The 25,177-nt window shown below is 48.4% G+C and carries 20 protein-coding genes; 7 read left to right on the plus strand and 13 right to left on the minus strand.

The genetic code is table 11. The features are described from left to right. The first annotated feature begins 6 nt into the window (after positions 1 to 6). Positions 7 to 1,065, plus strand: a complete 1,059-nt coding sequence (locus ACN0TT_RS14755; RefSeq protein WP_417762911.1) for an XdhC family protein — start codon at positions 7 to 9, stop codon at positions 1,063 to 1,065. Positions 1,066 to 1,069: 4 nt separating this feature from the next. On the opposite strand, the gene ACN0TT_RS14760 is transcribed toward ACN0TT_RS14755, so the two are convergent. From ACN0TT_RS14760 to ACN0TT_RS14770, 3 genes are all read right to left on the minus strand, one after another. Beyond that, positions 1,070 to 1,657 (minus strand): nucleotidyltransferase family protein, encoded by a 588-nt coding sequence (locus ACN0TT_RS14760; protein WP_417762912.1) that lies wholly within the window; start codon positions 1,655 to 1,657, stop codon positions 1,070 to 1,072. A 219-nt stretch (positions 1,658 to 1,876) separates the two neighbouring features. Further along, the gene (locus tag ACN0TT_RS14765; RefSeq protein ID WP_417762913.1) at positions 1,877 to 2,227 is read right to left on the minus strand and encodes a cytochrome c3 family protein; all 351 of its coding nucleotides are present in this window, start codon (positions 2,225 to 2,227) and stop codon (positions 1,877 to 1,879) included. Between the two features lie 63 nt (positions 2,228 to 2,290). Continuing rightward, the gene (locus ACN0TT_RS14770) at positions 2,291 to 3,982 is read right to left on the minus strand and encodes an FAD-binding protein (protein ID WP_417762914.1); all 1,692 of its coding nucleotides are present in this window, start codon (positions 3,980 to 3,982) and stop codon (positions 2,291 to 2,293) included. Positions 3,983 to 5,670: 1,688 nt separating this feature from the next. Between ACN0TT_RS14770 and ACN0TT_RS14775 the strand changes: the two genes are divergently transcribed. Next, a complete protein-coding gene (locus ACN0TT_RS14775; protein WP_417762915.1) occupies positions 5,671 to 6,231 on the plus strand; it encodes a DJ-1/PfpI family protein in 561 nt (186 codons plus the stop codon). A gap of 178 nt (positions 6,232 to 6,409) precedes the next feature. Beyond that, a complete protein-coding gene (locus tag ACN0TT_RS14780; protein WP_417762916.1) occupies positions 6,410 to 7,501 on the plus strand; it encodes a S41 family peptidase in 1,092 nt (363 codons plus the stop codon). 96 nt (positions 7,502 to 7,597) lie between these two features. Here ACN0TT_RS14780 and ACN0TT_RS14785 read toward each other — a convergent pair whose 3' ends face one another. The 3 genes from ACN0TT_RS14785 to ACN0TT_RS14795 form a co-directional block, all read right to left on the minus strand. Next, positions 7,598 to 8,962: a diguanylate cyclase gene (locus tag ACN0TT_RS14785; RefSeq protein WP_417762917.1), complete on the minus strand. Its 1,365-nt coding sequence runs from the start codon at positions 8,960 to 8,962 to the stop codon at positions 7,598 to 7,600. 76 nt (positions 8,963 to 9,038) lie between these two features. Then, a complete protein-coding gene (locus ACN0TT_RS14790; RefSeq protein WP_417762918.1) occupies positions 9,039 to 10,037 on the minus strand; it encodes a hypothetical protein in 999 nt (332 codons plus the stop codon). A gap of 76 nt (positions 10,038 to 10,113) precedes the next feature. Beyond that, positions 10,114 to 10,656, minus strand: coding sequence for a hypothetical protein (locus tag ACN0TT_RS14795; protein WP_417762919.1), 543 nt, complete (start codon positions 10,654 to 10,656; stop codon positions 10,114 to 10,116). A 376-nt stretch (positions 10,657 to 11,032) separates the two neighbouring features. Between ACN0TT_RS14795 and ACN0TT_RS14800 the strand changes: the two genes are divergently transcribed. Further along, positions 11,033 to 11,275 carry a hypothetical protein gene (locus tag ACN0TT_RS14800; protein ID WP_417762920.1) on the plus strand — a complete coding sequence of 81 codons (243 nt, stop codon included), beginning with the start codon at positions 11,033 to 11,035 and terminating at the stop codon, positions 11,273 to 11,275. Here ACN0TT_RS14800 and ACN0TT_RS14805 read toward each other — a convergent pair. Both ACN0TT_RS14805 and ACN0TT_RS14810 read right to left on the minus strand, forming a co-directional pair. Continuing rightward, positions 11,272 to 12,165 (minus strand): hypothetical protein, encoded by an 894-nt coding sequence (locus ACN0TT_RS14805; RefSeq protein ID WP_417762921.1) that lies wholly within the window; start codon positions 12,163 to 12,165, stop codon positions 11,272 to 11,274. The two genes, ACN0TT_RS14800 and ACN0TT_RS14805, sit on opposite strands and share 4 nt — an antisense overlap. After that, positions 12,162 to 12,590 (minus strand): hypothetical protein, encoded by a 429-nt coding sequence (locus ACN0TT_RS14810; RefSeq protein ID WP_417762922.1) that lies wholly within the window; start codon positions 12,588 to 12,590, stop codon positions 12,162 to 12,164. Before ACN0TT_RS14810 ends, ACN0TT_RS14805 begins: the two co-directional genes overlap by 4 nt. Before the next feature lie 209 nt (positions 12,591 to 12,799). Between ACN0TT_RS14810 and ACN0TT_RS14815 the strand changes: the two genes are divergently transcribed. After that, positions 12,800 to 13,780 (plus strand): diguanylate cyclase domain-containing protein, encoded by a 981-nt coding sequence (locus ACN0TT_RS14815; RefSeq protein WP_417762923.1) that lies wholly within the window; start codon positions 12,800 to 12,802, stop codon positions 13,778 to 13,780. Positions 13,781 to 13,785: 5 nt separating this feature from the next. On the opposite strand, the gene guaD is transcribed toward ACN0TT_RS14815, so the two are convergent. From guaD to ACN0TT_RS14835, 4 genes are all read right to left on the minus strand, one after another. Continuing rightward, complete coding sequence (gene guaD, locus ACN0TT_RS14820) at positions 13,786 to 15,141, minus strand: guanine deaminase (protein ID WP_417762924.1); 1,356 nt, start codon at positions 15,139 to 15,141, stop codon at positions 13,786 to 13,788. Between the two features lie 360 nt (positions 15,142 to 15,501). Further along, entirely contained in the window at positions 15,502 to 16,710 is a 1,209-nt protein-coding gene (locus tag ACN0TT_RS14825; protein ID WP_417762925.1) for a BCCT family transporter, read from the minus strand. Between the two features lie 781 nt (positions 16,711 to 17,491). Further along, positions 17,492 to 17,923 (minus strand): GNAT family N-acetyltransferase, encoded by a 432-nt coding sequence (locus ACN0TT_RS14830; protein ID WP_417762926.1) that lies wholly within the window; start codon positions 17,921 to 17,923, stop codon positions 17,492 to 17,494. 50 nt (positions 17,924 to 17,973) lie between these two features. Next, positions 17,974 to 19,185: a M24 family metallopeptidase gene (locus ACN0TT_RS14835; RefSeq protein ID WP_417762927.1), complete on the minus strand. Its 1,212-nt coding sequence runs from the start codon at positions 19,183 to 19,185 to the stop codon at positions 17,974 to 17,976. Positions 19,186 to 19,456: 271 nt separating this feature from the next. On the opposite strand from ACN0TT_RS14835, the gene ACN0TT_RS14840 reads away from it, so the two are divergent. Further along, positions 19,457 to 21,214, plus strand: coding sequence for a DUF885 domain-containing protein (locus ACN0TT_RS14840; protein WP_417762928.1), 1,758 nt, complete (start codon positions 19,457 to 19,459; stop codon positions 21,212 to 21,214). A 71-nt stretch (positions 21,215 to 21,285) separates the two neighbouring features. Here the strand turns inward: ACN0TT_RS14840 and ACN0TT_RS14845 are convergent, their stop codons facing one another. Further along, positions 21,286 to 22,575 carry a hypothetical protein gene (locus tag ACN0TT_RS14845; protein WP_417762929.1) on the minus strand — a complete coding sequence of 430 codons (1,290 nt, stop codon included), beginning with the start codon at positions 22,573 to 22,575 and terminating at the stop codon, positions 21,286 to 21,288. A 234-nt stretch (positions 22,576 to 22,809) separates the two neighbouring features. Here ACN0TT_RS14845 and ACN0TT_RS14850 point away from each other — a divergent pair, with 234 nt between their 5' ends. Next, on the plus strand, positions 22,810 to 25,098 hold the full coding sequence (locus ACN0TT_RS14850) for a FepA family TonB-dependent siderophore receptor (RefSeq protein WP_417762930.1): 2,289 nt from the start codon (positions 22,810 to 22,812) through the stop codon (positions 25,096 to 25,098). Positions 25,099 to 25,177: the final 79 nt, after the last annotated feature.

Genomic DNA, 25,177 nt, shown 5'->3' on the forward strand with positions numbered 1-25,177 from the left:
TGTCTAATGTCCTATCTTTCACAACCACTCGATGCACGTGTATTGCAACAAGCCATCAACTGGGCGGAAACCGCCCCTGTTTGGCTATGTACGGTATTGCACACTTGGGGTTCATCTCCTCGTTCACCGGGCAGTTTATTGGTTGCGACGCAAGATGGACGCCAAGAGGGCTCGTTATCCGGCGGCTGTGTTGAAGAACACTTCATCAGACAGATTGCGGAAGGCCGCTGGCAACAAGCATCGCAAGTAGTGCGCTATGGTGATGGCGAACTCGCGCCAGAAGTCACCCTGCCATGCGGCGGTATTTTGGAGATTTTGGTGGAATATCTGCCTACGGGCGCGGCCACTGTGGATTATCTCCAGCAACAACTCAACGCAGTGCAAGGCTATCAAGCGATTCGTAAACAGCTCACCTTGCCAAACGCTTGCGAGCAAATTGTCGAAGATGACTTTGCTGGCACCACTGCAGCTATTACCTATCAAACTCCCAATATTGATATCCGTATTGCGGCCGCACCTCGGCTATTAGTGGCAGGTTACTCACCGGTAGCCCATTACTGCATGGCGTTTGGTCATTCACTCGGTTTTGAAGTGGTACTGCTAGAACCGCGAGCAAATGTTCTGCAAAATATCGAACAACTCCCTGCGGGCGTACGTTTAATTGAAACCTTTCCCGCCAAGTATTTAGAGCAGCAAAGTTGCCATGCCAATACCGCCATTGTGTCACTGACGCATGATCCGCGACTGGATGATTTGACCATGATGGAGGCGGTACACACACCAGCGTTTTATATCGGTGCGATGGGGTCTATCCGTAACAGCGCCAAGCGGCGCGAACGTTTAGAGCGGATTGGTGAGCTGACCGAGGCACAACTGTCACGCATTCATGCGCCAATTGGCTTAGCGATTGGCAGTAAAACACCAGCAGAAATTGGCCTCGCGATCATGGCCGATATTGTGCGGATTAAGAATTTGGGCCACATGAGTGCAAAACCCGTGGTACAAGGTACGCTGAATCAACTCGCACCGTTGGGTGAACAAGATGGCGCCAGTTGCGCCATCTAAGCGATTAGCTATCAGCAGGCAGATCTGCGTCTTTAATCACGCCTTGATGGCCTGCCAGTTTGACTAACTTAGCAGCATCCAATAACTGGCGAGCGCCATGGTCGCCAGTGAGCTGGCTCAGCGCTGCACCATAGCTTTTACCAAATCCCACCGGATGCCCAGGAGTTTCGGCAAACATCATGCGCGCTTGCGCATCGTCTGTGGTTAACGCCGCCGCAACTTGCTGATAATCATCACTACGCAGCCAGCCCATATCGGCTGGCGCAATCAACCATCCATCCCAGTGAGCACTATCGCGTACACCTGCGGCGATAGTTTCGCCAGAACCTGCGCTTTCGACTAAGGTAATTGCCGCCCCAAACTGCTCGGCCATGGCGATCACTGCCGCTTCCGTCGGGCGCGTGACCACACGCACAGGTAAGCCAGAAGCCACCGCTTGCGATAACGAGAACGCTAACAGTGGCACTTGATCACCATTAGCGTTGGGGTACATTGCCAGCAACTTATTCCCCGTGCCGCTAGCCGCCGCAAAACGGGTGCCTTTGCCTGCCGCTAACAATAAAATCCCCATACTGTGCGTCGATGTCGTCACATCCGCTCCTAAGTTCACTGTAAAAAATGCCAACGCCTATTATGCAAGCCACGCCAGCAAATGCCAGGGAAGCGTTTCGTCATTCATTCCTTAGCCGTTGAATAACTGGCGTTATGGGTGAATACACGCTTTAGCTGTGCCCACAAAAAAGCCACCTGCATAACAGGTGGCTTTGGTTATATGCTGTTTAACGCTGCAGCGTCTTACATCGACGTCACTCTAGGGGACTTTAAAGCCCCAACGTGGGTGACAGCTTACACAAGCATTTTCAGATGTTTGGTGCACATGGTGGCAGCTCAAACAGTTGCTTTCAGTACCAAAGTGACGGTTGTTATGCACGTTGGTTGGTTGCATATCTTTGGTTTTCTTAGCCAATTTTTCAGTGTTGTGGCATTGCACACACTTCATCATAGTCACGGCTTCACGCGGTTGCGCATTACCGTGGCAGCTGGCGCACTTAATGCCTTTTTCAAAGTGTGTTTGATCCAGCAGTTGATTACCTTTGGCCATTGCTGAGCCTGCAATAATACTCATTGCTAGGGAAAGCATGATTACAGTTAATTTTTTCATTGTATTCGTCCATTCTCTCATTGGGTTAAGAATACCGAGCAGCGGCATTCACTCTTGATGACCTTAGGCTTTCTGGCTGGCAACATATTTGCCTACCAAGTAGCCAAAGGTGTAGCAACGTCCTAGAGACAAACCGAATACAGTCAATGGATAGTCAACACCACCGTAGAAGCCACCACCAAGGTTACCGACAATGAACAAGCCTGGAATTTCTTTACCGTCTGCATCCAATACTTGATGGTTTTCGTTCACTAAAATACCTGAACAGATAGTAGAGATACGCATGCGACGGTGAATACCATAGAAAGGTGGTTTCAACACGGGTACCATGCGGCTTGAAGTTTTACCGAAATCTTCGTCTTTACCTTTTTTGCACAGCTCGTTGTAACGCTTAACGGTAGCGACAAAGTTTTTAGGATCGCATTCCAGTTTTTTCGCCAGCTCTTCCAAAGTGTCTGCTTTGTAGGTATTAGCGATAGATGGGAATACGCCTTTTTTCTCGCCTGGTTCTTCAGGCATGTAGTTTTTCAACTCTTCAGGGCTATACAGGTGCCCCGGCCAATCTTTGGCTTGAGTCATATAGTCTGCATCGAATACTTGAGAGTAATGACCCGCATTGTGAGCATCTTTCAAGTAGTTGTTCATCAATGACATTTCAACAGTTTCGTTGACGAAACGTTTACCGTCACGGTTAACGACCAAGAATGGCATATCACACATTGATGCAGGACCTGCGTCAAAATCGTGCAGCATTTTGGTGTGGCCAACAGGTTCAATCACGCCGCCTGCCCAGTACGCCATAGCAAAACCATCACCTGTACGCTCTTGCTGTTTACGTTCGAAGTTTTTCAGATCAGGGATGAAGAAATCGCACATGGCTTTGTTGTTTTGGTAATCACCTGAAGACAGGATCACCCCTTTTTTAGCCATGAATTTGTGATATTTGCCATCACGAGTTTGGGCAATCACACCAACAACTTTGCCTGATTTTTCTTGGATCAACTGTCTAGCTGGCGTGTTGTAGAAGAACTTAACCCCGGCTTTTTCGGCAGTTTTTGCCATCGCGCGCATACCATCACCAGTGGTGTATGGTTTAGGGCCGCAGAAAGAGGTAACAAAGTTCAAGCGGTCGCCTTTGTCAGCAATACCGTGAATACCATGTTGTGGGCCGGTGCCTTGGTCTTCAACTTGGCCGCCACCTTGTTTGATGCGGTTAATCGTCCACGATACGGCTTCACCAGAGTTGTAAGCCCATTTACGGATCAAACCAGGATGAGAACGGTGTTGGTTATCAGCCATCAAACGGTTAACTAATGCTTCAACCGCTGATTTATCGCTGGTTTTCAGGTCGATACCTGAACCCGTATTACCTTGAGACACTGCAAATGCTTGTTTTTGCAAACAAGCAACTGAAGCACCAGCTTCACGAGCAGACAAAGCGGCAGGCACACCTGATGCACCAGCACCAACCACAATCACATCAAAGGTTTGAGTTGATGCAATATCTGCATCAGCAATTTCAATCGGTTTTGGCAAAAAGCTAACTGTAGCACCGCCGACTTCGCCAAACTGTTCACCCACTACAACTGGTGCAGTGCTGGCAGCGGCAGAGCCCGCGCCCAGCCCAGCGACTGCTAACCCGCCAGTACCGATAGCTGCGCGAGTTAAAAAGCTACGACGAGAGATGCCGTTTTGCAGCACACTCGCGGTGTATTGATCGAGCTCTTGCGATTTCGATGAATTATCTTTACTCATTTTATTTTTACTCCATTGCTCATTCTTTTACTCCCTAGCCCCAGCCGCTAACGGTAAAAGTGCCATTAACACCGCTGACTTTGGTAATTGCGCTAATTAAATTAGGTGTGACCATAAGTGCAGGTGAGATTACGCGATGGTCATTTTTAACAACTGACCAAGAACGGATTTAAATATATGACATATGACGTTTTACCAAAAGAATGGTTATTTATGTCTTTGCAGTGCTTCTCAAAACCTATTTGATTTGCGAGCGAGTGTTCAAAAAAGAGGTTTTTATTTTCCTAACGCGGGAAAAAACACTGTTAGGTCACAGATCTAATCGATATTTTACATTTAGGGAAGAATGATGATTTAGCAAAATTAAATTAAGCTAACGCTAAATAATAAGACAGTAATTCCGTAACACATAAAAATAACTAATTAATAAATTATTTAATATAGAAATAATGACAAGACAACAGTAACTTTGGCGAAAATTTTTTTTGATGGAAAACTTTATATTACCTGCCGTAAAATATTAATCCCCACACTTATCTTTACCACATTAATACTAAAATGCTCAATCTCGTGCTACTCACCATAGCTACAGCAGGAATTTACCCCCTGCTTTATTTGTATAAAAAATATGCACTCATCGAGAAAGTCACCAACAGTAAAATTGCTGACAATGTCTTTACTATTTGGTTGGCTGTTTATGTTGGATTAAGTGGCGCATTTAGTAGCTCAGGGGATCTTGATATCGGGTATTATTGCAGCAATTTTAACCATCACCGATAGCGCATTGTATATTATTTGGGCACCTAAGGCGAAAAGAGCACTACAAGAGTACGCTCTTAATGAACATAGAATTGACCTAAGAATGAACCCTTTCTACACCTTCATTTTTCTCTGTATTATATCAACTACTGTATCAATGAGTTGCCAGAAGCCAAGCGTAAACTGAAGATCCTTGCCAGTCATATTGCTACAGGAGAAGCCTCGGTTTAATCTCGACTAATAGTCATCGTTAGCAGATAGTATGTTGCTATTCAGCTATCTGCTTACTCGATATCCTGCCTTTAAACTGCAATAGATAACCTAATAGATATCTACATATATAAAAAATATTATTAAGTGAGAACCATCGTTCACTTGTTTATTAAGCACGCTGCTACTGGCCAAGAAATTATCAATCATCGGATTAATAAATTCATCAAATCTTTATCAAACTCTCTCAAAAACAATGTTAGGTATAAAAAACCTCTGCAAGATAATATAAATAACCACACCAATTAACGACGAACAATAAATAGCGTAAACCACACCGCATAATATTTACCGCAAAAGTCATATCACCGTAATACATCATTACGCCCACTAAAAAACCCAACACGCCGCTTATCGGCGAATTGGCCCTATTAGCTCTATCATTTAATGAATTGTGCTAAGGAAGGCGCTAATAAGTGTTCACATGCTGTATCGGTAAGCTATAGCAGCGCCAGGCTGCTAACGAGCATGTGGTGCATGCAACAGTGGCTAACGCAGAACGCGGTGGCGACATGTTCACGAATACTCAGGTAACAACGATGTTGCGATGGTTTATCCATTCAGTAACTAGGCTGTTTTTTCGACAATAGCAAGAGTACCCTGATAGGGTCACTTATGCAGCAGACGCTGCTTCGCATCAACCGCAAGGAGCATAAAGCATGGCTAAGATATTGATTATTGCTGGCGATTTTGTCGAAGACTACGAACTGATGGTGCCATTTCAAGCATTGCAGATGGTTGGCCACAAAGTGGATGTAGTTTGCCCTGACAAAAGCGCAGGCGACACCGTAAAAACTGCCATTCACGATTTTGAAGGCGACCAAACCTACACCGAGAAGCCCGGCCATCTATTCAGCCTCAATGCCGATTTTACCCACGTTAGTGCCGATAAGTATGACGCGCTGCTGATCCCCGGTGGCCGCGCGCCTGAGTATTTGCGCCTAAACCAGCAAGTGATCGCGCTGGTACAGGCATTTGCCCAACAACAGAAACCGATTGCCGCCGTCTGTCATGGCGCACAGCTGTTGGCTGCCGCCAAGGTGATTGAAGGCAAAACCATTTCAGCATATCCAGCATGCGCACCCGAGGTCGCGTTAGCGGGCGCAAATTACGCCGACATTCCAGTCACTGATGCGGTTACTGATGGTTTGTTTGTTACTGCACCAGCATGGCCGGCACATCCAAACTGGCTCGCACAGTTCAATAAACTGCTCGACTGATCTCAGTGTTGTTGTTTGCCAAAGCCATCGTTAACGGTGGCTTTGATTTTTGATGGCCTCAACATTTGTGCATTAGGAAAAACGTCAGCGCTTCACAAATTGCTAATGGTTGATTACATATGAGTAACAGTGCAGAGTAGGTTGTAATTAAATATACAGCAAAAACAAAGGACTACTCATGCGACTATCTTCGCCCCTACTACTCCTGACCAGTGTATTACTGAGCACAACGGTCACCGCCGATCCGCGAAGCGACTGCGTACAAGATCTACAATCCATTCCTGATTTTCTGCTAAAAAATGATACGGGTGCCACGGCGCATCTAGCGCAAAAGGGGCAAGCCTATTTCGATGCGGCGTTGTCTACAGCCTTAGCCGACGCCAATAAGATCGATGACTTAACGCAGTGCCAAGCGGTCATTCAAAGTTACCTCCGCGCATGGCGCCATGGCCATCTCGCGATAGTTGCGGTAAAGCAACCCACTGAGCAGCAAACAGCAGCAACCACTGACAAGCCCAAAGAGCCTCAAGCCAATCCCAATGAGCCAGTGTTTAAACAACTTTGCGAACACACAGCATTATTACGCATTGCAAGTTTCGGCCCCCGCTACAAACAGCCGCTGGAGATGCTGCTAAAACAGCATCATGACCAACTGGCCAACAGCGACTATTGGATTATCGATATCAGAGAAAATGGTGGCGGCGCTGATAGCACCTATGCACCGTTGCTACCTTGGATAATGGCGGATGGATGGCAAGAAATCGGTACTGAGTGGTTGGTCACGCCAAGCAATATCCAAGCACAACAAGCCATTTGCGAACGGTACATGCCAGGCGATCAATCTTGTGTGCAACAGATGGAGCCGATCATCAAAGCTATGCAATCGGCACCTGTAGGCAGCTACGTACAGGGTGAAGATGCAGCCATCAGTTTTCAAACTGTCGATAAACTTGAGCCTAAACGCCCACAAAAAATTGTGGTATTGACGGGGAGAAAATGTGGCAGCTCATGTGAACAGTTTCTGTTGACGGTACGCCAAAGTTTCAATGTGAAGTTAGTCGGCCAGCGGAGTTATGGCTCGCTGGATTACTCCAACTTACGACCACACCTGCTGCCCTCGCAACAGTTCGAAGTCTATTATGCCACCTCACGTAGCTTGCGTTTACCTGAGATGCCGGTGGATATTCAAGGTGTCATCCCTGACATCTATTTAGCGCAGCCAAAGGATGCGCAACAAGCACAAGCGCAACTTGAGCACGTACTTGGTTAGAAGGCGGAACGCTGTAGGTAAGCGCGGTTGTAAACCTGGCAAGGTTCCTTGAACTGCTATTGCTTACAAATCCAGAGTGTCGCGATCGAAGCTTATCTAGTTCAACGCGGCCTCACTGACCACTTGATCGCGCCCTTGTGCCTTAGCTTGATACAGTGCTTTATCAGCGCGTTGGAGGATGGTGGCGGCATTATCGCTCGCACGGTAGGTTGCCACTCCAGCGCTGACAGTCACTGAAGGTAACTCAGGGGCATGGGTTTGCGCGATCGCCACACGTACTTTCTCAGCAATGGTAGTGGTTCTGGCAAGATCCTGCATCGGGCAGATAATGACAAATTCCTCACCACCGATACGAAATACCGTATCAATATCGCGAGTATCATTTTGCAGTACACTCGCCACCAGCTTGAGTAATTTATCGCCGACACCATGGCCATGCTGGTCATTCACCTTTTTAAAGAAATCGATGTCTAACAAGATCAACCCAAACGGGTAACCCCGCTCCGCCAAACCAAGGCTTTGCTGGATCTGCTCATCCCATTTATGGCGGTTAAACACGCCGGTAAGCTTGTCACGCGTGGCAAGTTGTAACAGCTTTTGCTCCACTTGCTCCCGCGAAGCGATCTCGCGGCTCAGTTGCCGCATCAACACGCCAACATCATGCTCCAACTCGGCTAACTCATCGCGATTATTGGGTAAATTACTGCGCAGCGGCGCGTTATTTTCGACCGTAAGAGAATCACCAAAGCGTTTGATTTTCGATTGAATACGGTTCACACGACGCACAATGATCTGGGTGATATAGATGGTCAACATTAACCCTATGACCAAGGCACCCACACCAAGTATGACATTGATAATAAAGAAATCTTGCTCTTGTTTTTCGGTAAAATTAGCGTCTTTACTGGTCATCTGACTGATGCGTTGCAACAAGGCTTTTTGCACAGTTTCCAACTGAGCCGCTAGCGCCTCAGTTTGCGTTAGCGCAGATTCCTCCACCTCAGCATACTGGTAGATTTGGCTTAAATGCTGCTCAAACGCCTCACTCAGTTGCTGATAGCGCAATAACTGCTGTTCAACCTGTTGATGCTCAGCCACATTAAACGCAACGTGATGCTGCTGTAAGCTATCTGCTAACAACTGCACCGCACGGTCTTGTAGGGCCTTCAATTTGCGCTTTTGAAATACTAGCTGTTGATGGGGCTTTAACGTTTGGTGCTGCTGTTGCTGCAGTTGATACTCTTCGAGCTGCAGATGCTGCTCCAGTTCGATAAATTCAAGCTGTGTGACCAGTTTACTGAGCGGAATATCCACATACGCGACTTCCCGCATATCTTGATTGAGCTGCTGGAGTTTAAACACCGAATAGACAATCACACACAGCAAGAATGACAGCAATACCAGAAACAGGCTGCTCACTTTTTGCCGAATTGAAGCGTGTTGAAAATCGATAAAACCCATGAAGTCACCCGCCAAAAATCAAACAAAGGAGCCTATTGTAGTGGTTGCCGCCACATCGGCAACCACCGCTGACCCGTTATTCGTCCTCTTGGGCGTCGATTAATGACTCGAAGTCGTCGAACGACGGCATGGGCGTGCCGACAGATTTCAGATGTGTTGCCAATTTCCGCGCAAATTCTGACGGAAAGACTAGCCGTTCTGCCGTGGGGCGTTTGTCATCGGTACGCGTGTGCAACTGTACCTGTTGCAGCCAGCCATCGGGTTGCCATTGATAATATACAGGCTCTTCAAATCCGCCCGTTTCCATTTCAAAATCTTGCTGCAGTGCGAGTAACTGCTCGCCCAAAGTAGTGGACTGTAAGCGCCAAGTAAAATGACGACCATCGTTAAGGGTAAACTCGCCGCGGGAGCCATGATAGCCATCGGGATAAAATTCACGGAATAGGCTATTAACGATAATGCTGTTGTCGAGTTTTTCGATACTGCTGCGGTCACCACGGATGGGATATTTAATGGTGTCGGTGTCGCGACACATCACATCCCGCGTTTGCACGGTCTTAACCTTATAAACATGCGCAGGCCATTTAACCTGCTGGAATTTTAGTCCTTGTGGGTATTGCTGTAACTGCTGCTGCCATGCCGCGCTTTGGGTATCAAACGGGGTAACGGTTAACACAATGGGGACATTGGTACCGGTATAATGGGTATGGATTTTGTTGTGTTCGATACGGATATCTCTATCCATTCTATCGTCTTGATCGATCCACTTTTTAGTTTGCTCATTCCAACATTGCGTTGGAATTGTCTCGCCTTCTGGCATGTCATCAATCGACCAACTGTTCCCCATGGAATAGCCAGTTAACTGATTACTTTCATCACCGTAACGCAAGCCAAAAAAGCCGAAGCTATCTTGTTGCAAGATATCGATATAGTAGCCTTTACCGTTATCCTCTAACAGCCCTTCTTTCACAGTGCGCCAATCGGCTGGGGTCATTTTCAGCTCTTCGGCTATCACGCACTGACTCAGAGCCAAACCACACAACACCGCCACGATTCCCTGTGGGTAACCTCGCATAAACACTCCTTATTTATGTGTTTTACGGTAGCTAACCTCGCGCTTTATACCAAAGCCAAGCTCAGCCACCGATAAATTATCTTAACAACGCAAATTGATTCTGCCGCGGATCATCGCTCAAACATTTTTGTGCAATGGTTGGCAGCAAGCGTTGTGCTAGTTTGTCACTATCTAGTGCTTTGAGCCAAGTGTCGTAGGTCGCAATACGGGCATCTGGCTGCTGTTTGACGATATTGCGGTAAGCTTTCAGCATGCTGGTTATGCCCGCAAGTTGCAGCTTAAGTTGGTCATCTTTACTGCCCGGATACTGGAGTTGGTAGGCCGCATTGCCAAAAAATGATTGGACTAACAGTTCCTTAGCGTATGGTAACGCTTCATCACTGGGGATAGGTCCAAGCACATCGCACACAGTGATCATCACCGCATCGCTTTCGGTAGTCCATTCATAAAGTTGCTGCCGTAAACTGTCGGCTTCCGGCGCGAGCGGCCGTTGTTCCAGTTGCTGCGTCATGGCGATAACATCTTCATCAGCCAACTCCCAAGCGTTGGCATTCGCAGACATTGATGCCAGCACTGCCCAACTCAGCAGCACCATCATATTTTTCAGTAAACGGTTCAAAATCATCTCCTCATCTCCACGACTAAGATCACCACGCGGCGGCCAATAACGCCCACATATGTGCCCACGCGTTACTGGCCATTCACCGCGATTACGCACCAGCGGTTAAGTAGTGATGTGATGGCCAAATGAGCTACATCATAACGCCAATATTGGCTGTTTCCGCTAAGTTAAACCGATTTAATGAAGCCGCCGCACAAACAGTCTGTTTAAGCATGAGCCACATGGCAACGGACTTGTCGCGCCACCATAGTGGCTCCCCTCGCTATTTCCCCAGCAAGCTGTGCGGTTAGCAACAAAACCACACATCACATTTGATAATAATTCTCATTAACGTATATTTTAGGGTAACGCTAACGACGAGCAAGGGTGCCACATGACCAAGAATATCAATCTCGCTATCAGTGAAGAGACACTGGCTAAGTTGATCTTAGCAGGCGAATTATGTGCGGCAGATATCAAATGCTTGGACAAGGAATCGAAACAAGCGGTGTGGCGTTTATGCCTATGGTGCTGCGCTAAACGTGCCAGCTGCCAGCATTGTCAGACACCATGTGATTTACGAGATGAGACGTTATTTACTATCGATATGCCCAATACCAAGCGTGACATCTCTTAATTTGTATCGCCGTGAGCCAGTAACTTTTGCTGTAACGCCATAAACTGAGTGGCATTACCACCAGCAGGCCACCCACTAAAGCCTCGCCACTGCTCAGCAATATGAAAATAAAAGCTAGGAGTTCCCCAGCGCTTAATTTGCGGCCACTCGTTGCTTTTATAGGCAATTGCGAGTGGCAACCAAGGATATTGCCATTGCATCTGGCGCACGCTTTCTAGGTCGTTACTCATACTCGGCGGTAACAAAAATAACGCATTGCTCGCTAGCCACCGCTTTAGTTGAGGTTGCTCATCTGCCCAAGCTAAAAAATTTTGTGAGAAATGGCACTTAGGCGCCGCGATAATAATCATGCGATGCTCAGCGGTATCTCCCGAGAGCACAAGCTGATCTGCAGATAAACGCAGTAGACCTCTTCCCTGATAAGCGGCCACGGCATACTCAGGCAAAGGCATTAGCTTAAACTCTTGACGAATTGCCTGTGCTTGGGGCAATGCGCGAGCCACAAGGTAACGTTCATAAAGATTTTGTGCGAGGTGTGCGACATATAATCCACGCCGCTGCTGCTCTCGTAACACCAACAGCATCGCGGCGATATGCCGTTCATCTAATGTGAAAAAGCTGATGGTATTGAGATCTAAGAACAACTTATGCAGTGCCACATTATCTATTTGAGTCAACTCAGTTACCAACTGTGCCAATTGGCATTGCTCAAACACCTCTGCGTATTGCGAAGAGTGGTCAGCAGTAGCGTCCACGCTCTGCGGCATATGCCTTATCTGTTGCAATGCGCGGTATACCCCGTCTTCATTGTTGCTCGCTTGGCAAAATGGTTGGGCACTGAGCGACCCGCTTAACAACAACGAAAGCGCAAAACCCCATGCTCGCATCATTTTTCTGCTCCATAGGTCAGTAGGTAAATATCCAACGGTGTTTGAACCCGAGCGAGCTGACTACAGAACTGCGTATATTCACCCGCGCCGAGCAGTAATAGCACCTGATAGATCTCGGTGGGCGTAAGCTCCCGCGTTAGCAACTCCATATCAAAGTCGCTCAGTTGCTGCTGCCGAAACTGAACACTGGCAATAAACTGCTGTTTTTGTGATGGAGGGAAAGCATCTAATGGCGAATCTTGTTGAGCCAATTGCATCAATTTGGCCACACTATCGATCTTCGGAAAAGAGGTTAATGTCTGTTGTGCTAGTTGCTGTTGCTGCTCTCGCGCCTGAACAAGCTCTGCAGGTAACAACTTAGGCTCGGCAGCATGTGCCGTCATAGACATCACAGCGCCAATAAGTAACATCCTGTAATAGTGCATAACCTCTCCTTGTTATGGCTGTAACCTACGAGCATAACGGCCTGAGTCTCATCAGTAAAATAAATGAATTGCTCGCTTATTATGCACCTTATCATTAACATTAAACCCAGCAACTATACTATTGATAAGTTGTCGCCGAGTGCTTAACCACACTTTGGCGTAGCCGACGACTGTCGATGACATTAACTTAGCCAAAACACCCACATACCATGGATCAGCACCTGAAGCAGTTACAACGACTTGAGCAAGAAGTTGCGCGCTTACAGCGTGAAAATGCACGCCTCAATGAAAAACTCACCGCCGCGTTGGATGGCACAGGCTTGTGCCTGTGGGAACAACATGTGCCAAGCGGCCAGCTGACCATTTTTAATATGGAATGGGGCAAGATGCTTGGCTTTCAGCCACAAGAGCTGGCCGCTACCGTCAACACGTGGAAAAGCAAAATACACCCAGAGGATTATGATTATGTGGTGGGTGCGCTGGAAGATCATTTAGCCGGTAAAACCGAGTGCTACCAAGTGGTGCATCGTATGCTACATAAGAGCGGGCGCCATAATTGGGTCACCGATCGCGGTCGCGTGGTGGAGTATGACAGTCAAGGTCGGCCGCTGCGGATGATGGGCACACATATCGATATCACCCAAGAAAAACGCTATGAGCAACAGCTAGCACAACTGGCGAGCAGCGATCCGCTCACGGGCACATTGAACCGACATAAATTTGAGTTTGAATTTGAGCAACTCAACCAGCAGCACAAACCACTACAGTCGGCCTTGGTATTTATTGATATCGACAACTTTAAGCTAGTCAATGATCAGTTCGGTCATCAATGCGGTGATAAGGTGTTGATTAAAGTAGCGGACTGGTTATCAGAACTAGCACCACCCGCGACACACATTGGCAGAATGGGCGGCGATGAGTTTGTGATGTTGGTGAGCCATATCAACAAGCGCCAGTTGAACGACTTTACCAGCGCGTTACTAGCGCGAACGGAACAGCTCATTCAGTTAGAAGGCGCTGCCCTGCAGTTGGGGTTGAGTATCGGCGTTTGCCAATTTGTCACCCCTTGTGATGACTTTAGTGCGCTATATCAGCTAGCGGATAACGCCATGTACCAAGTGAAAAAACAGGGTAAAAATGGCGTAGCCTTTGTACAAGCCAATATCACGATGCGGCCGCCCCGCCGCTGAGCTAACTAGCGCAGATTAGCGCCATCATAGACACAGCGGCCAGCCACATAAGTGGCGGCGACATTGCGGTCGTCACCCAACATCATCAGCGCAAACAGTCGCTCCTCCAGCGCATTAGCCTTATCCATTCGCAGCTTTTGCACCGCGGTTGCCGCCCAATCGAGCACCACCAAATCGGCCTCACTGCCCACGGCCAGCGTCCCAATTTTATCACTGAGGCTAAGTGCCTTGGCGCCACCAAGCGTCGCCAAATAAAAGCCATCTAATGCGGATAATTTCTGTCCTTGCAGTTGCATCACTTTATACGCATCACACAAGGTTTGCAGCGGCGAAAAACTGGTGCCGGCGCCCACATCGGTGCCTAAGCCAACTCGGACGTTTTCACGGCTGGCACGTTGGAGTGGAAATAAGCCACTGCCGAGAAACATGTTTGAGGTAGGACAGAAGGCAATAACCGAGTCAGTCTCGCTGAACACTTGCCACTCTTCATCGGTCAAATGAATCGCATGGGAGAAAATCGATTTTGGCCCAGTTAAACCAAAATGCTGATAGATATCAAAGTAACCGCGACATTCAGGGAACAGCGACTTGGCCCACTCAATCTCATTTTTGTTTTCAGAGACATGAGTTTGTACATAGGTGTCAGGATATTCAGCACGCAACTCACCCGCGAGTTTAAGCTGTGCCGCACTCGAGGTCGGCGCAAAACGAGGGGTAATGGCGTACTGCAAACGGCCGCAGTTATGCCACTTTTCAATCAACGCTTTGCTATCACGGTAACCCGATTCTGGGGTGTCGAGCAGGTAATCTGGCGCATGACGATCCATCATCACTTTGCCGGCGATCAGGCGCATATCATGCGTGGCAGCCTGTTCAAAAATCGCATCCACTGATTGTGGATGTACAGTCCCAAACACTAATGCTGAGGTGGTGCCGTTTTTCAGCAGTTCATTGATCACAAACTGTGCAATCTTAGTGGCATAAGCTTTATCGGCAAACTGCTGCTCAGTGGGGAACGTGTAGGTCTCCAACCACTCCAACAGCTGTTCACCATAGGCGGCGATCATTTCGGTCTGGGCGTAATGGATATGGGTATCGATAAACCCAGGCATGATCAGCTGACCAGAACGATCTTCCAGCTCAGGATAAAGGATCGCATCCTCTGGGTGATATTCGCGTAACTCAACAATCAGCCCATGCTCAATCCGTAACAAGCCATCAGCGAAGTACTGATAACTCTCTGTGGCGACAGCCACATCGGCAGGGTTAGCAATAAAGTGCAGCAAACTGCCACGAATGGCGCATTTTTGTGCAGTGGGGCGAATACTGGCGACAGCAGGCTCTATCGACGGGATCGACATAACAAGACTCCATTGAATACTTAATATTAAATACCAATGGTTTTTGACTTAGCAGACAGCATGCTAGCGATGCCTTTGCACTAAGCCCTTGTTAATCGATGTTTGTATAACAACCGAAAACCATAAAAAGCGACGGTATATTAGCGATATTTGTGCCAATAATTAACTGGTTATTTTTATGGATATTTTTAAAAAGCCGCGGCGACTAATTGATGCATAAGAGTGCAAATCGGCGGACAACGAACCAAATAGGTGCACAAATGCTTACCGCACAGACAAGGCAAAGCACGCAGGCACCGACCAGCGAACGCGATACCAGCAGACACGCGGCGTGCTTTTTCCTTGCCATGCTGCCAATCATTAATGGCTCAAATTAAACTTATCGAAGTTGAGCTTATTCTCCTTCGGTGAGCTGTTAATCAAACTCACTGAGCGCAATTTCTTATGCAGAATATAAGCAAGGCAGCAGTAAAATAGCCCGATGACTAACGCCCCCACCCACTGGATTTTGATGAAATCGGCCTTGAACAGTAGTGTTAATGCCACCAACCCCGCAAAGTTAAGCAGCAAATAGTTGCGTCGTCCTAACCGCTGCGGCGACAGCTTTAAGTTGTCGGTGTACAAACGGATTAGCGAGTCGAGCGAGTTCACCACAAACAGAATCCCTACAACCACCATCATGAGATTACGGATACCAGCGGTGGGTATCTGCGCTTGGTGATAGTGCCACAGCACACCAAACCACAAGGCGATGGGAATTGACGGAAACACCAGCATCGCCAGTAGCAGTTGCCAGGTACGTAATCCGCCAGCAAACCGCGCGGTAAATTGGCCGATCATCACACTCCATGCCAACCACCAAAACAGATAAAACGCATGGTATTTGTTGATAGGAAATAGAAAGTGCTGAATGTTTTCAAAGTAGCCTGACAGCAGCAATTCCTCCGCAAAATACTGGCTGATATGGCTATCGCCCCACACAAAGGCGCTGCCCCACATGAAGGCAATCAACGCGAGAAACATCACCGTCGATGACAAACTCAGCAACCGCACATATTTCAACTCGGTACTGCTGTATACCGCCAAGGCAATTGCGGCAAACACGATCAGATAAAAAATCGGTTCAATGGTTTTGCTATCACTCAACGATGGCAGATACCACGGCAAGTTTTTCAACAATAGAAACGCGGTAAAGGCACAGGTACCAATAATCACCACGTTGTTGAGTAACTGCACCCAGCGGATCTCAAAGAACTTCACTTTTGGCTCAATAATGCAAAAGTAAAAACAGGTAAGAAAGTAAAACGCCCAGATGAAAAAGCCCCAAAAACCAAACTCAATCGCCAACGGATTGGTAAAGCCGTAATCTGCTTGGCTGCTGTAACGATTGAACTCGGTTAGCGGAAACATGATCAATCCGACATCAAGCCCAGAGGTAAATAAAATTGCAATAAAAGTGAAGGTTTTGACCGGTGTAACGCCAATCATTTTTAAGTTGCCCCATTTCCAGAGAATGAAAATAATCGCAACCAGTGCTAGGCAGATACCAGCACTTAACCAAATTAACACGGGAAGTCTCCTGTTTATCTATTCATTTTATAGGTGGTTTTACATAGGGTTAGTTGTCGCCAATAGCGACCAATATAGGATTGTCTAATCATCTGTTTTACGGGGTATACATGTTCGAAAGGTCGTGTCGTCACGAGAAGAGCGGGCGCGGCCTGCCTAGTCTGCGGGCAGACATGAGCATGCAAATAGCCATTAACTATGGGAAAGAAAATAGATGGGAACGACAATCGTCGTGCTGTCCTTACCAACTGCTTGGCAAAGAAGAGGAACAAGGTCGGGTGGTCACGCCCGCCATTTTTGTCATAACAAGGCGGGGATAACCTGAAAAGACTCACCGGTCGGGGTTGAGTTAAGGTAGTCACGGGTAAACTTACGCAAGCGTTGAGTTTAATATCAGCGAGTTAGCTAACCCTGTGGTGGAAAACAGCATGAGCCATTATGGATGGATGACTGCTAGCAATAACACTAACGCGGAGAATAGCGCCCTGCTTAGTGCTGGCGGCGAATAATAAGTTAAACGGTCTAGCGGGCATGTGATTGCCTTATGTTGAACGAAAAATGTGAAAATACAGCGGGTTACCGCTAACCACTTGCGGCTAGCGATATTGCAGTGCCGTATAACACCAGCTTACACCCACAATTTTTGTGACACACATCACACCCTCAAGGATGCGGCCAACGTTTTTTTAGCAGCACGCCGTTGTCCTCTCGCTCAGCGGCAACAGCAAGGCCAGCTATCGAAGCTGGTCTACCAACAGCCAAATGGCCTCGGCACACTGAACTAAGCAGACTGATACACGTTGGGCTGCCACAACTCCATGAAAGTATTGGCACGATTGAGCGGGGTAAAACCAAACTGCTGGTATAGGCCGTGAGCATCGCTGGTCGCCAGCGCCATCCGCCGTAACCCTTGCAGATCCGCATGCGCTACTATCTCACTCATCAGCAACTTGCTTAACCCGAGGCCGCGATGTGCAGGCAAAACAAATACATCCGCCAGATACACAAAAGTGGCGCGATCGGTAATCATCCGCGCAAAGCCTACCTGCTCGCCGCTCGCTGCATACACGCCAAAACACAACGAGTTGTCGATGGCGCGTTGCAGCGTTGCCAGTGGAATTCCCTTAGCCCAATAACTCTGCGATAAAAAGCCGTGGACGACATCGATATCCAACAAGCGAGCATCGCTACTAACATAATATCCTGCTACCACATTGGCTCCTTGCACTGTATGGCGTTATAGATGCAACTGCGCGGTAAATGTTACAGCGCAAACGGGTTATCAATGCTGTGGCTAGGTTCAGTAAACCATTCTGGGCCAGTGTCGCCCATATAGAAATGGTCTTCTAAACGCACACCAAATTGCTCTGGCACCACAATCATCGGTTCGTTGGAGAACACCATGCCAGTTTCCAGCGGGATTGAATTACCACGCACCAAATATGGCGCTTCATGAATGTCCATCCCCAATCCGTGACCAGTACGATGTGGGCAGCCCGGTACGTTATAGTCTGGGCCTAATCCATCGGCTTGCAGAGATGCTCGCGCCGCATCATCAACACTGCCGCAAGGCTCACCCAACTTCGCCGCCGCAAATGCCGCCAGCTGTGCATTTTTCTCTGCTTGCCAGATCTGTTGTTGTTTAGCAGTCGCATCACCAAACACATAGCTGCGGGTGATATCGGAGTGATAGCCATGCAGCTTGCAGCCAGTATCAATTAACACCATATCGCCGGTTTGCAGCGTTTGCACATACTCTACCCCATGCGGATAAGAGGTCGCCTTGCCAAACAACACAATGCAAAAATAAGAGCCGCTAGCGCCCACTCGACGGTGTGCTTGTTCTATAAAGGCTTCCACTTCGGCGGTGGTGATGCCTTCATGCAAAATACTAGCAGCCGCTTTATGCACTTCCAGCGTCATTCGCATCGCTTGCTTGATCAACGCGATCTCTTTGGTGGTTTTGTGCATACGGCAATGCGCCGTCACCTTAAAACCGTTGATAATCTGCAGCTCGCCTGCCAATTGCTGAATGCCATCCACCATAAAAAACTGGGTCGACTCATCCAACGCCAATTTGCCTGTGCTAATGCCGCGCTCATGCAGTGAATTCAGCAGCAGGGCATATGGGCTTTCATGTTCATGCCAGCCGAGGATCTCCCCTTCCACCAGCAAACGTTGTTTGATGGTATCAATCTCAAATGCTGGCGACAGGTAGTAAATCTCCCCACTCGCCAGCAACACAGCCCCCATCAAACGCTCACTTACACCCCATTTGATGCCAGTGAAATAGCTCAGATTAGTGCCCGAGTTAACATACAGCGCAGCAATGCCGTGAGCGCGCATATAAGCCTGCGCTTTGGCGATGCGGGCTTGGAAATCGCCCAGTTCAATGTTAGCTGCGCCGCCGGTCATATCACTCAGGCGTGCCAACGCTTGTTCCGGCGTACTGCCGCCGATACCTTTGGTGCTCATATTTTCTCTCTATTGTTATCGCGCTCAGCTCAACACGAGTGAGGCAAACGTAGCCGCTATCTTAGCGCTACACACATTTGCTTACTATCGGCTGCTGACTAGCACTTGCACTAAAAACCCCTGCTGGCAGCATGAGTTCAACGGTATAGTCATGTGATAGTTGGCTGCAGCTCATAGCTCACCACTGGCTTAGCGATTGACGTAAAAAAGGTTTCATGTTCTTTTTATAACGTATACGAAATAACAATACTAATACAACAAGGAGAAAGCAGTGCCGAGCAAACCCGTTTTTCCACGCATGTTGCTGTTAGCATCAATTCTGGCTCTACAACCACTCTCTCATGCGATGGCAAGCGATGCCGACCAAGCATTTGAAAGTATTTATAAAACTGAGTGGCAATGGCGTCAGGATCAAAACGGCGTTAACGAAGATAGTGTGGTCACTAGCGTGCCCGCATCACTGCCGGATGTCAGCTTAGCGAAGCAACAAGCCAACCTCAGTTACTGGCAAAATGTGCAACAAAAGTTGTCCACCATTGATAGCCGTCAACTCACGCCCGAAAATCAGATGAACCTGCTGGTGTACCAGCAACAGATCGGCTCACTGATCTCCGACATCACCAACAAAGTGTATGAACGACCGCTGTCTGGCGACACCTCATTTTGGGGCGATCTGACTTACATGGCTGACGACGGTTTCCACACCGAGCAAGACTATCGCAACTACCTCAAATGGTTGGCCGATATGCCACGCTACTTTGCGCAGAACATTGATAACATGCGGGCAGGCATGAAACGTGGTTTTGTGTTGCCGAAGATCAGCCTGCAAGGCCGCGATGCCACTGCGGCTTCTGTGGTCGACGCCAAAGGCGTTGACAATATCTTTTATCGTCCATTCAATAAGATGCCCGCTAACCTGCCAGCCAAGGTACAAGCCGAGTTAAAACAGGCTGGCCTAAAAGCGATTAAAGACGCGGTGATCCCGGCCCATAAACAGGTACTCAACTTCCTGCGTGATGAATATATTCCGCACGGTAGCGACTCACTGGCGGCCTATGACCTACCGGATGGTAAAGCGTTTTATCAATCACAAATCAAAACCTATACCACACTCGATCTGACTGCTGAGCAGATCCACCAGATCGGCTTAGACGAAGTGGCCCGCATCAAGCAGCGCATGTTTGATGTGATGCAACAGGTGAAGTTTGACGGCAGCTTAAAAGAGTTTCTCGACTTTCTGCGTACCGATCCGCAGTTCTACGTCAAAACCCCGCAAGCATTGCTCGACCGCGCCGCATGGATTGCGAAAGAATTTGATGGTAAAGCGGCACAGTATTTTGGGCGGCTACCACGTAGTCGCTTTGCGGTGATCCCCGTGCCGGATGACATCGCCCCTTACTACACCGCTGGTCGCGGTGGCCCAGGCGTGTACTTAGTCAATACCTATAACCTGCCTGCACGGCCACTGTATTCGCTGCCCGCGCTGACCTTGCATGAATCCGCTCCCGGTCACGCGTTTCAGATGCCATTGGCCGCAGAAAATAAAGCGTTGCCGGAGTTTCGCCGTAACTATTACATCTCAGCCTTTGGTGAAGGCTGGGCACTGTACAGTGAAAAACTTGGTGAAGAGATGGGCATGTACCACACGCCGTATGAAGTCTTTGGCATGCTGAGCTATCAAATGTGGCGCGCCGCCCGCTTAGTGGTGGATACCGGTATCCACGCCAAGCATTGGACGCGTAAACAAGCGCAAGAGTATATGCTGGATAACACCGCATTATCGACCCATGAAGTCACTACCGAAGTGGATCGCTACATCGCTTGGCCGGGGCAAGCGCTGTCTTACTATCTGGGTGAGATGAGCATTGTGAAAAATCGCCAAAAAGCGGAAAAGGCGTTAGGTGAGAAGTTCGATATTCGCGCCTTCCACGATACCGTATTGCAGATGGGCTCAGTACCGCTATCGGTGCTAGATGCCCGCATCGATCAGTTTATAGCGGAGGGTGGCAAGTCACCTTACCAAGATTAACTGACGGATTAAGTAACAAGATGCCACGCAATTGCGTGGCATCTTTTATATGGAGCTGATGCCGCTTAACTTCAAAATATCAACCAGTTCAGCGCCCCAGCACTGAACCACATAAACAGCAGATAACGCCAGTTGTCACGCAAAATACCGAGGCTGTTGGCCTGATAACGACTGACCATTGCCAAGCCCACACCAGACAATGGGCTTACGGCCGTAGCGGTACCCCATACAGACAGATACAAAAATGCCAGCTGATTCAAATCCTGAGCGATAGGCAGCAACAACGGACTGGCCAACGACACACTCACCAGTGGATGTATCCCAATCAAGCCCACCAAAATCATGATTAAGCTCGCGCCCCAGAACACCCACGGCGAGACGTGCTCAATGTTGAACTGAAACAATGCTGGGTAACTAGCGAGCAGCGCCGCCACCCCGCTAGAGAACACCCCTGCCGCTAAAAACAGCGCAAACTGACTAGCCACCCCCGCCAAACGGCGCTCCACATAATTCACTAACACTTGTTTACGTGGGCGCCCTTTCAAAAATACCAACGCCGCCACCGGTGCGGCCACGCTGATGATGGTCAAAATATGCACCTCTGGGTACAGGGTATGCAGCAGCAACACGCAGACAGCGAGAATAATGGGCATCACCAGACTGTCGCGCTTAAGTGGATAACCGCGAAAACCGTTCAACCGATAGCGACGCATTTCATAATAGGTAAATACCGCCATCAACAATGCCAGTAATAAGCCCGGCACAATGGTATGAGTCAACTGCGCGCCTTGGGCGTAAGTCATCGCCACCCCAAACGCGATGAAAAATGGCGACCAGTATGCGCCGGAGCAGAAACCGCGCATCAACACCACGATTTGACCTCGGGTCAGCGGCGCTTTACGTTGTAGACGATCGCCCACCACAAAAATGATGGATAAGTTGATCACCGCCCCGAGCAGATGACAGGAGAGAATCGTCGACCAGAAACCACGTTTACCCATTGGCTGTGAGGTGTCTTCCGCCTCGGGATTGGTGAGTGCCAGAAACGACACTGCGACAAACATGGTTAACAAAGGTAGATTACGTGACACCGCATCAAACAGCCCAAGTTCCACCTGTTTAATCGCGCCCCATAGCAACATCAGCACGCCACAGCCAAACAAAATCGCCGCCTGTTTGTGCGCCGATTGACCTAACGATGGCCAACAAAAGGCTACTGCAAGCCAAGCAATAATGGTAGGAATGAACAACGAGATATTCAGCGCAATGGCTAGCAGATAACTCATAGCAGTAACGCAGACAAGCCAGCCTGCGATGCGGGTACGTTGTTCAGAAGAGATGGAGATCACAGATAACATCATCAAATTCTACAGACCAAACAGCAATGCGGAGAAGATAGCCGCGAGTTACGCTATGTTAACAGGGACAACCAACTGCTTATAGCCGATTTAACGATAAATTATTCTGTTGTAACCACCTAGTTAAGTAATACTTAATTAATTATCCACAAAATCTGGTTTGAGTTTTTTAAACAACGCAGCTACCCTACCGCGAATGCTAATAATTATCATTTGTGATTTTAACGGGAGCGAAAAATGATCCGGTCAGTCCCCACTACGGTTTCGGTAGTGAGCGCTTTAACCCTCGCCTTAGCGGCAGGCATGGCACACGCGAATAATAACGACACCGAAAGCCCTAATGCCAATGCAGCACAGGCCGCTGATACCACCTCAATTATTGGCCAACGCCAAGGCAAAAAACGTCAGATGGACGAAAAAATTACTGTGGTGGGTACGGCTGAGCAACAGATCAAACAATCGCTGGGCGTGTCATTTATCACATCAGAAGATTTAGCCCGTCGGCCTCCTGCAAATGATCTAGCCGATATTATTCGTAAAATGCCCGGTGTAAACCTCACAGGTAACAGTGCTTCCGGTCAATATGGTAACAACCGCCAAATCGACTTGCGCGGTATGGGGCCAGAAAACACCCTGATTTTGATCGATGGTAAACCGGTATCTTCACGTAACTCAGTACGTATGGGGCGCTCAGGTGAACGCAACAGCCGCGGTGATACTAACTGGGTACCAGTTGATGCGGTGGAAAGTATTGAAATTCTGCGTGGTCCAGCGGCAGCACGTTATGGCTCAGGCGCATCTGGTGGTGTCGTCAACATCATCACCAAGGCACCATCTAAAGACCTGCATGGCAGTGTGTCACTGTTTACCAATCAGCCTAAAGATAGCCTAGAAGGCGCTGGCGAACGTGCTGGTTTTAACCTGTCAGGCGGTTTGACCGATGAGTTGTCGTTCCGCTTGTACGGTAACATCAACAAGACCGATGCGGATGATCCTCGCCTGAACAGTGATTTTGCTAGCAGCGAAACAGCAACTCCGCCCGCAGGCCGTGAAGGGGTGCGTAATAAAGATATCAACGGCTTAGTACGTTGGGATGCATCGAAACATCAAGTATTTGAATTTGAAGCAGGTTATAGCCGCCAAGGTAACATCTACGCTGGTGACCGCGCTGTTAGCCAGAACGGCTCAGAGTTGATCAATGAATTGGCCAATGCGGGCATTGAAACCAACGTCATGTACCGCCAGAGCGCGTCTATCGCCCACCGCGGCAGTTGGGACTGGGGTGATACTAATCTGTCATTCTCCTACGAAAATAGCCGTAACCACCGCATGAACGAAGGGCTAGCTGGTGGTCGTGAAGGTAGCATCACCTCTGACACCGAATGGTCAACTTCAAGCTACGAAACCTATGAACTCGCGGGTAGCGCTAGCGTTCCGTTCAAACTGTGGGACATGGCGCACAACGGCACAGTGGGGTTCGAAATCGGCCAAGACAAATTGGATGATCCGTATTCGGTGTCACAAGGTACAGGTGGCGGCGCAATCGATGGTCTGAGCGATGAACGTACTGGTAAATCTGACAGCAAATACCAAGCCTTATACGCCGAAGATAACATTGAGCTGACCCAAGCATGGATGTTCACTGCAGGCTTACGTATGGACCATTACGACAAGTTCGGCAGCAACTTTAGTCCTTATGTCAGCAGCTCTTATGAACTGACTCGAGATCTGACCTTCCGTGTGGGGATCGCCAAGGCGTTTAAGGCACCCAACTTATACCAATCAAACCCAGATTATTTGTACTACACCCGTGGTAACGGTTGCCCGAACCAATATCCAAGCCAAGGTTCCGGTTGTTATATCCTCGGTAATGATGACCTTGACCAAGAGACCAGCGTTAACAAAGAGGTGGGCTTGCAATACCAACACGATGGTTGGAATGCCAGTGTGACCTACTTCCGTAACGACTATGACGGCAAAATCGTATCCGGTTTAGTCCCTTACGGCGAAAACGACAATGGTGCCTATCTACTGCAATGGACCAATGCTGATAAAGCCATTGTTGAAGGTGTTGAAGGTAACATCAAAGTCCCTGTTATTGGTGAATACGGTGAAGTGCTAAACTGGAACACCAACATCACTTACATGGATAAGAACCGTAACGAAACTACAGGCCAACCACTGTCAGTGATCCCACGTTACACCATCAACTCCATGCTCGATTGGCAAGTGATTGATGACCTGTCGCTATCCTTCACATGGACACGCTATGGCACCCAACGGCCACAAACCATGACATTAACTGGTGCCGATGCTGATGGCGATGCGTTACGTGAACGCGAACCCTACAGCTTGTTCAGCCTTGGCGGTATCTACCACCTCAATGATTCATTGCGTTTCAGCTTCGGCGTAACCAACTTAACTGACCGTCGTATGTACCGTGAATCAACCAACTCAGGTGAAGGTGCTAACACCTACAACGAGCCTGGACGCGCTTACTATGCGCAAGCAACCTACTCGTTCTAACCAGTTTAATCCCCGCAAAATGCCGTGCTCCATGAGCGCGGTTTTTGCCGTTATATCAGTCTATTTGATGAGGACATCA

Origin of the sequence: Shewanella sp., assembly GCF_048265805.1 — a bacterium.
In the GTDB taxonomy this organism is placed as follows: Bacteria; Pseudomonadota; Gammaproteobacteria; order Enterobacterales; family Shewanellaceae; genus Shewanella.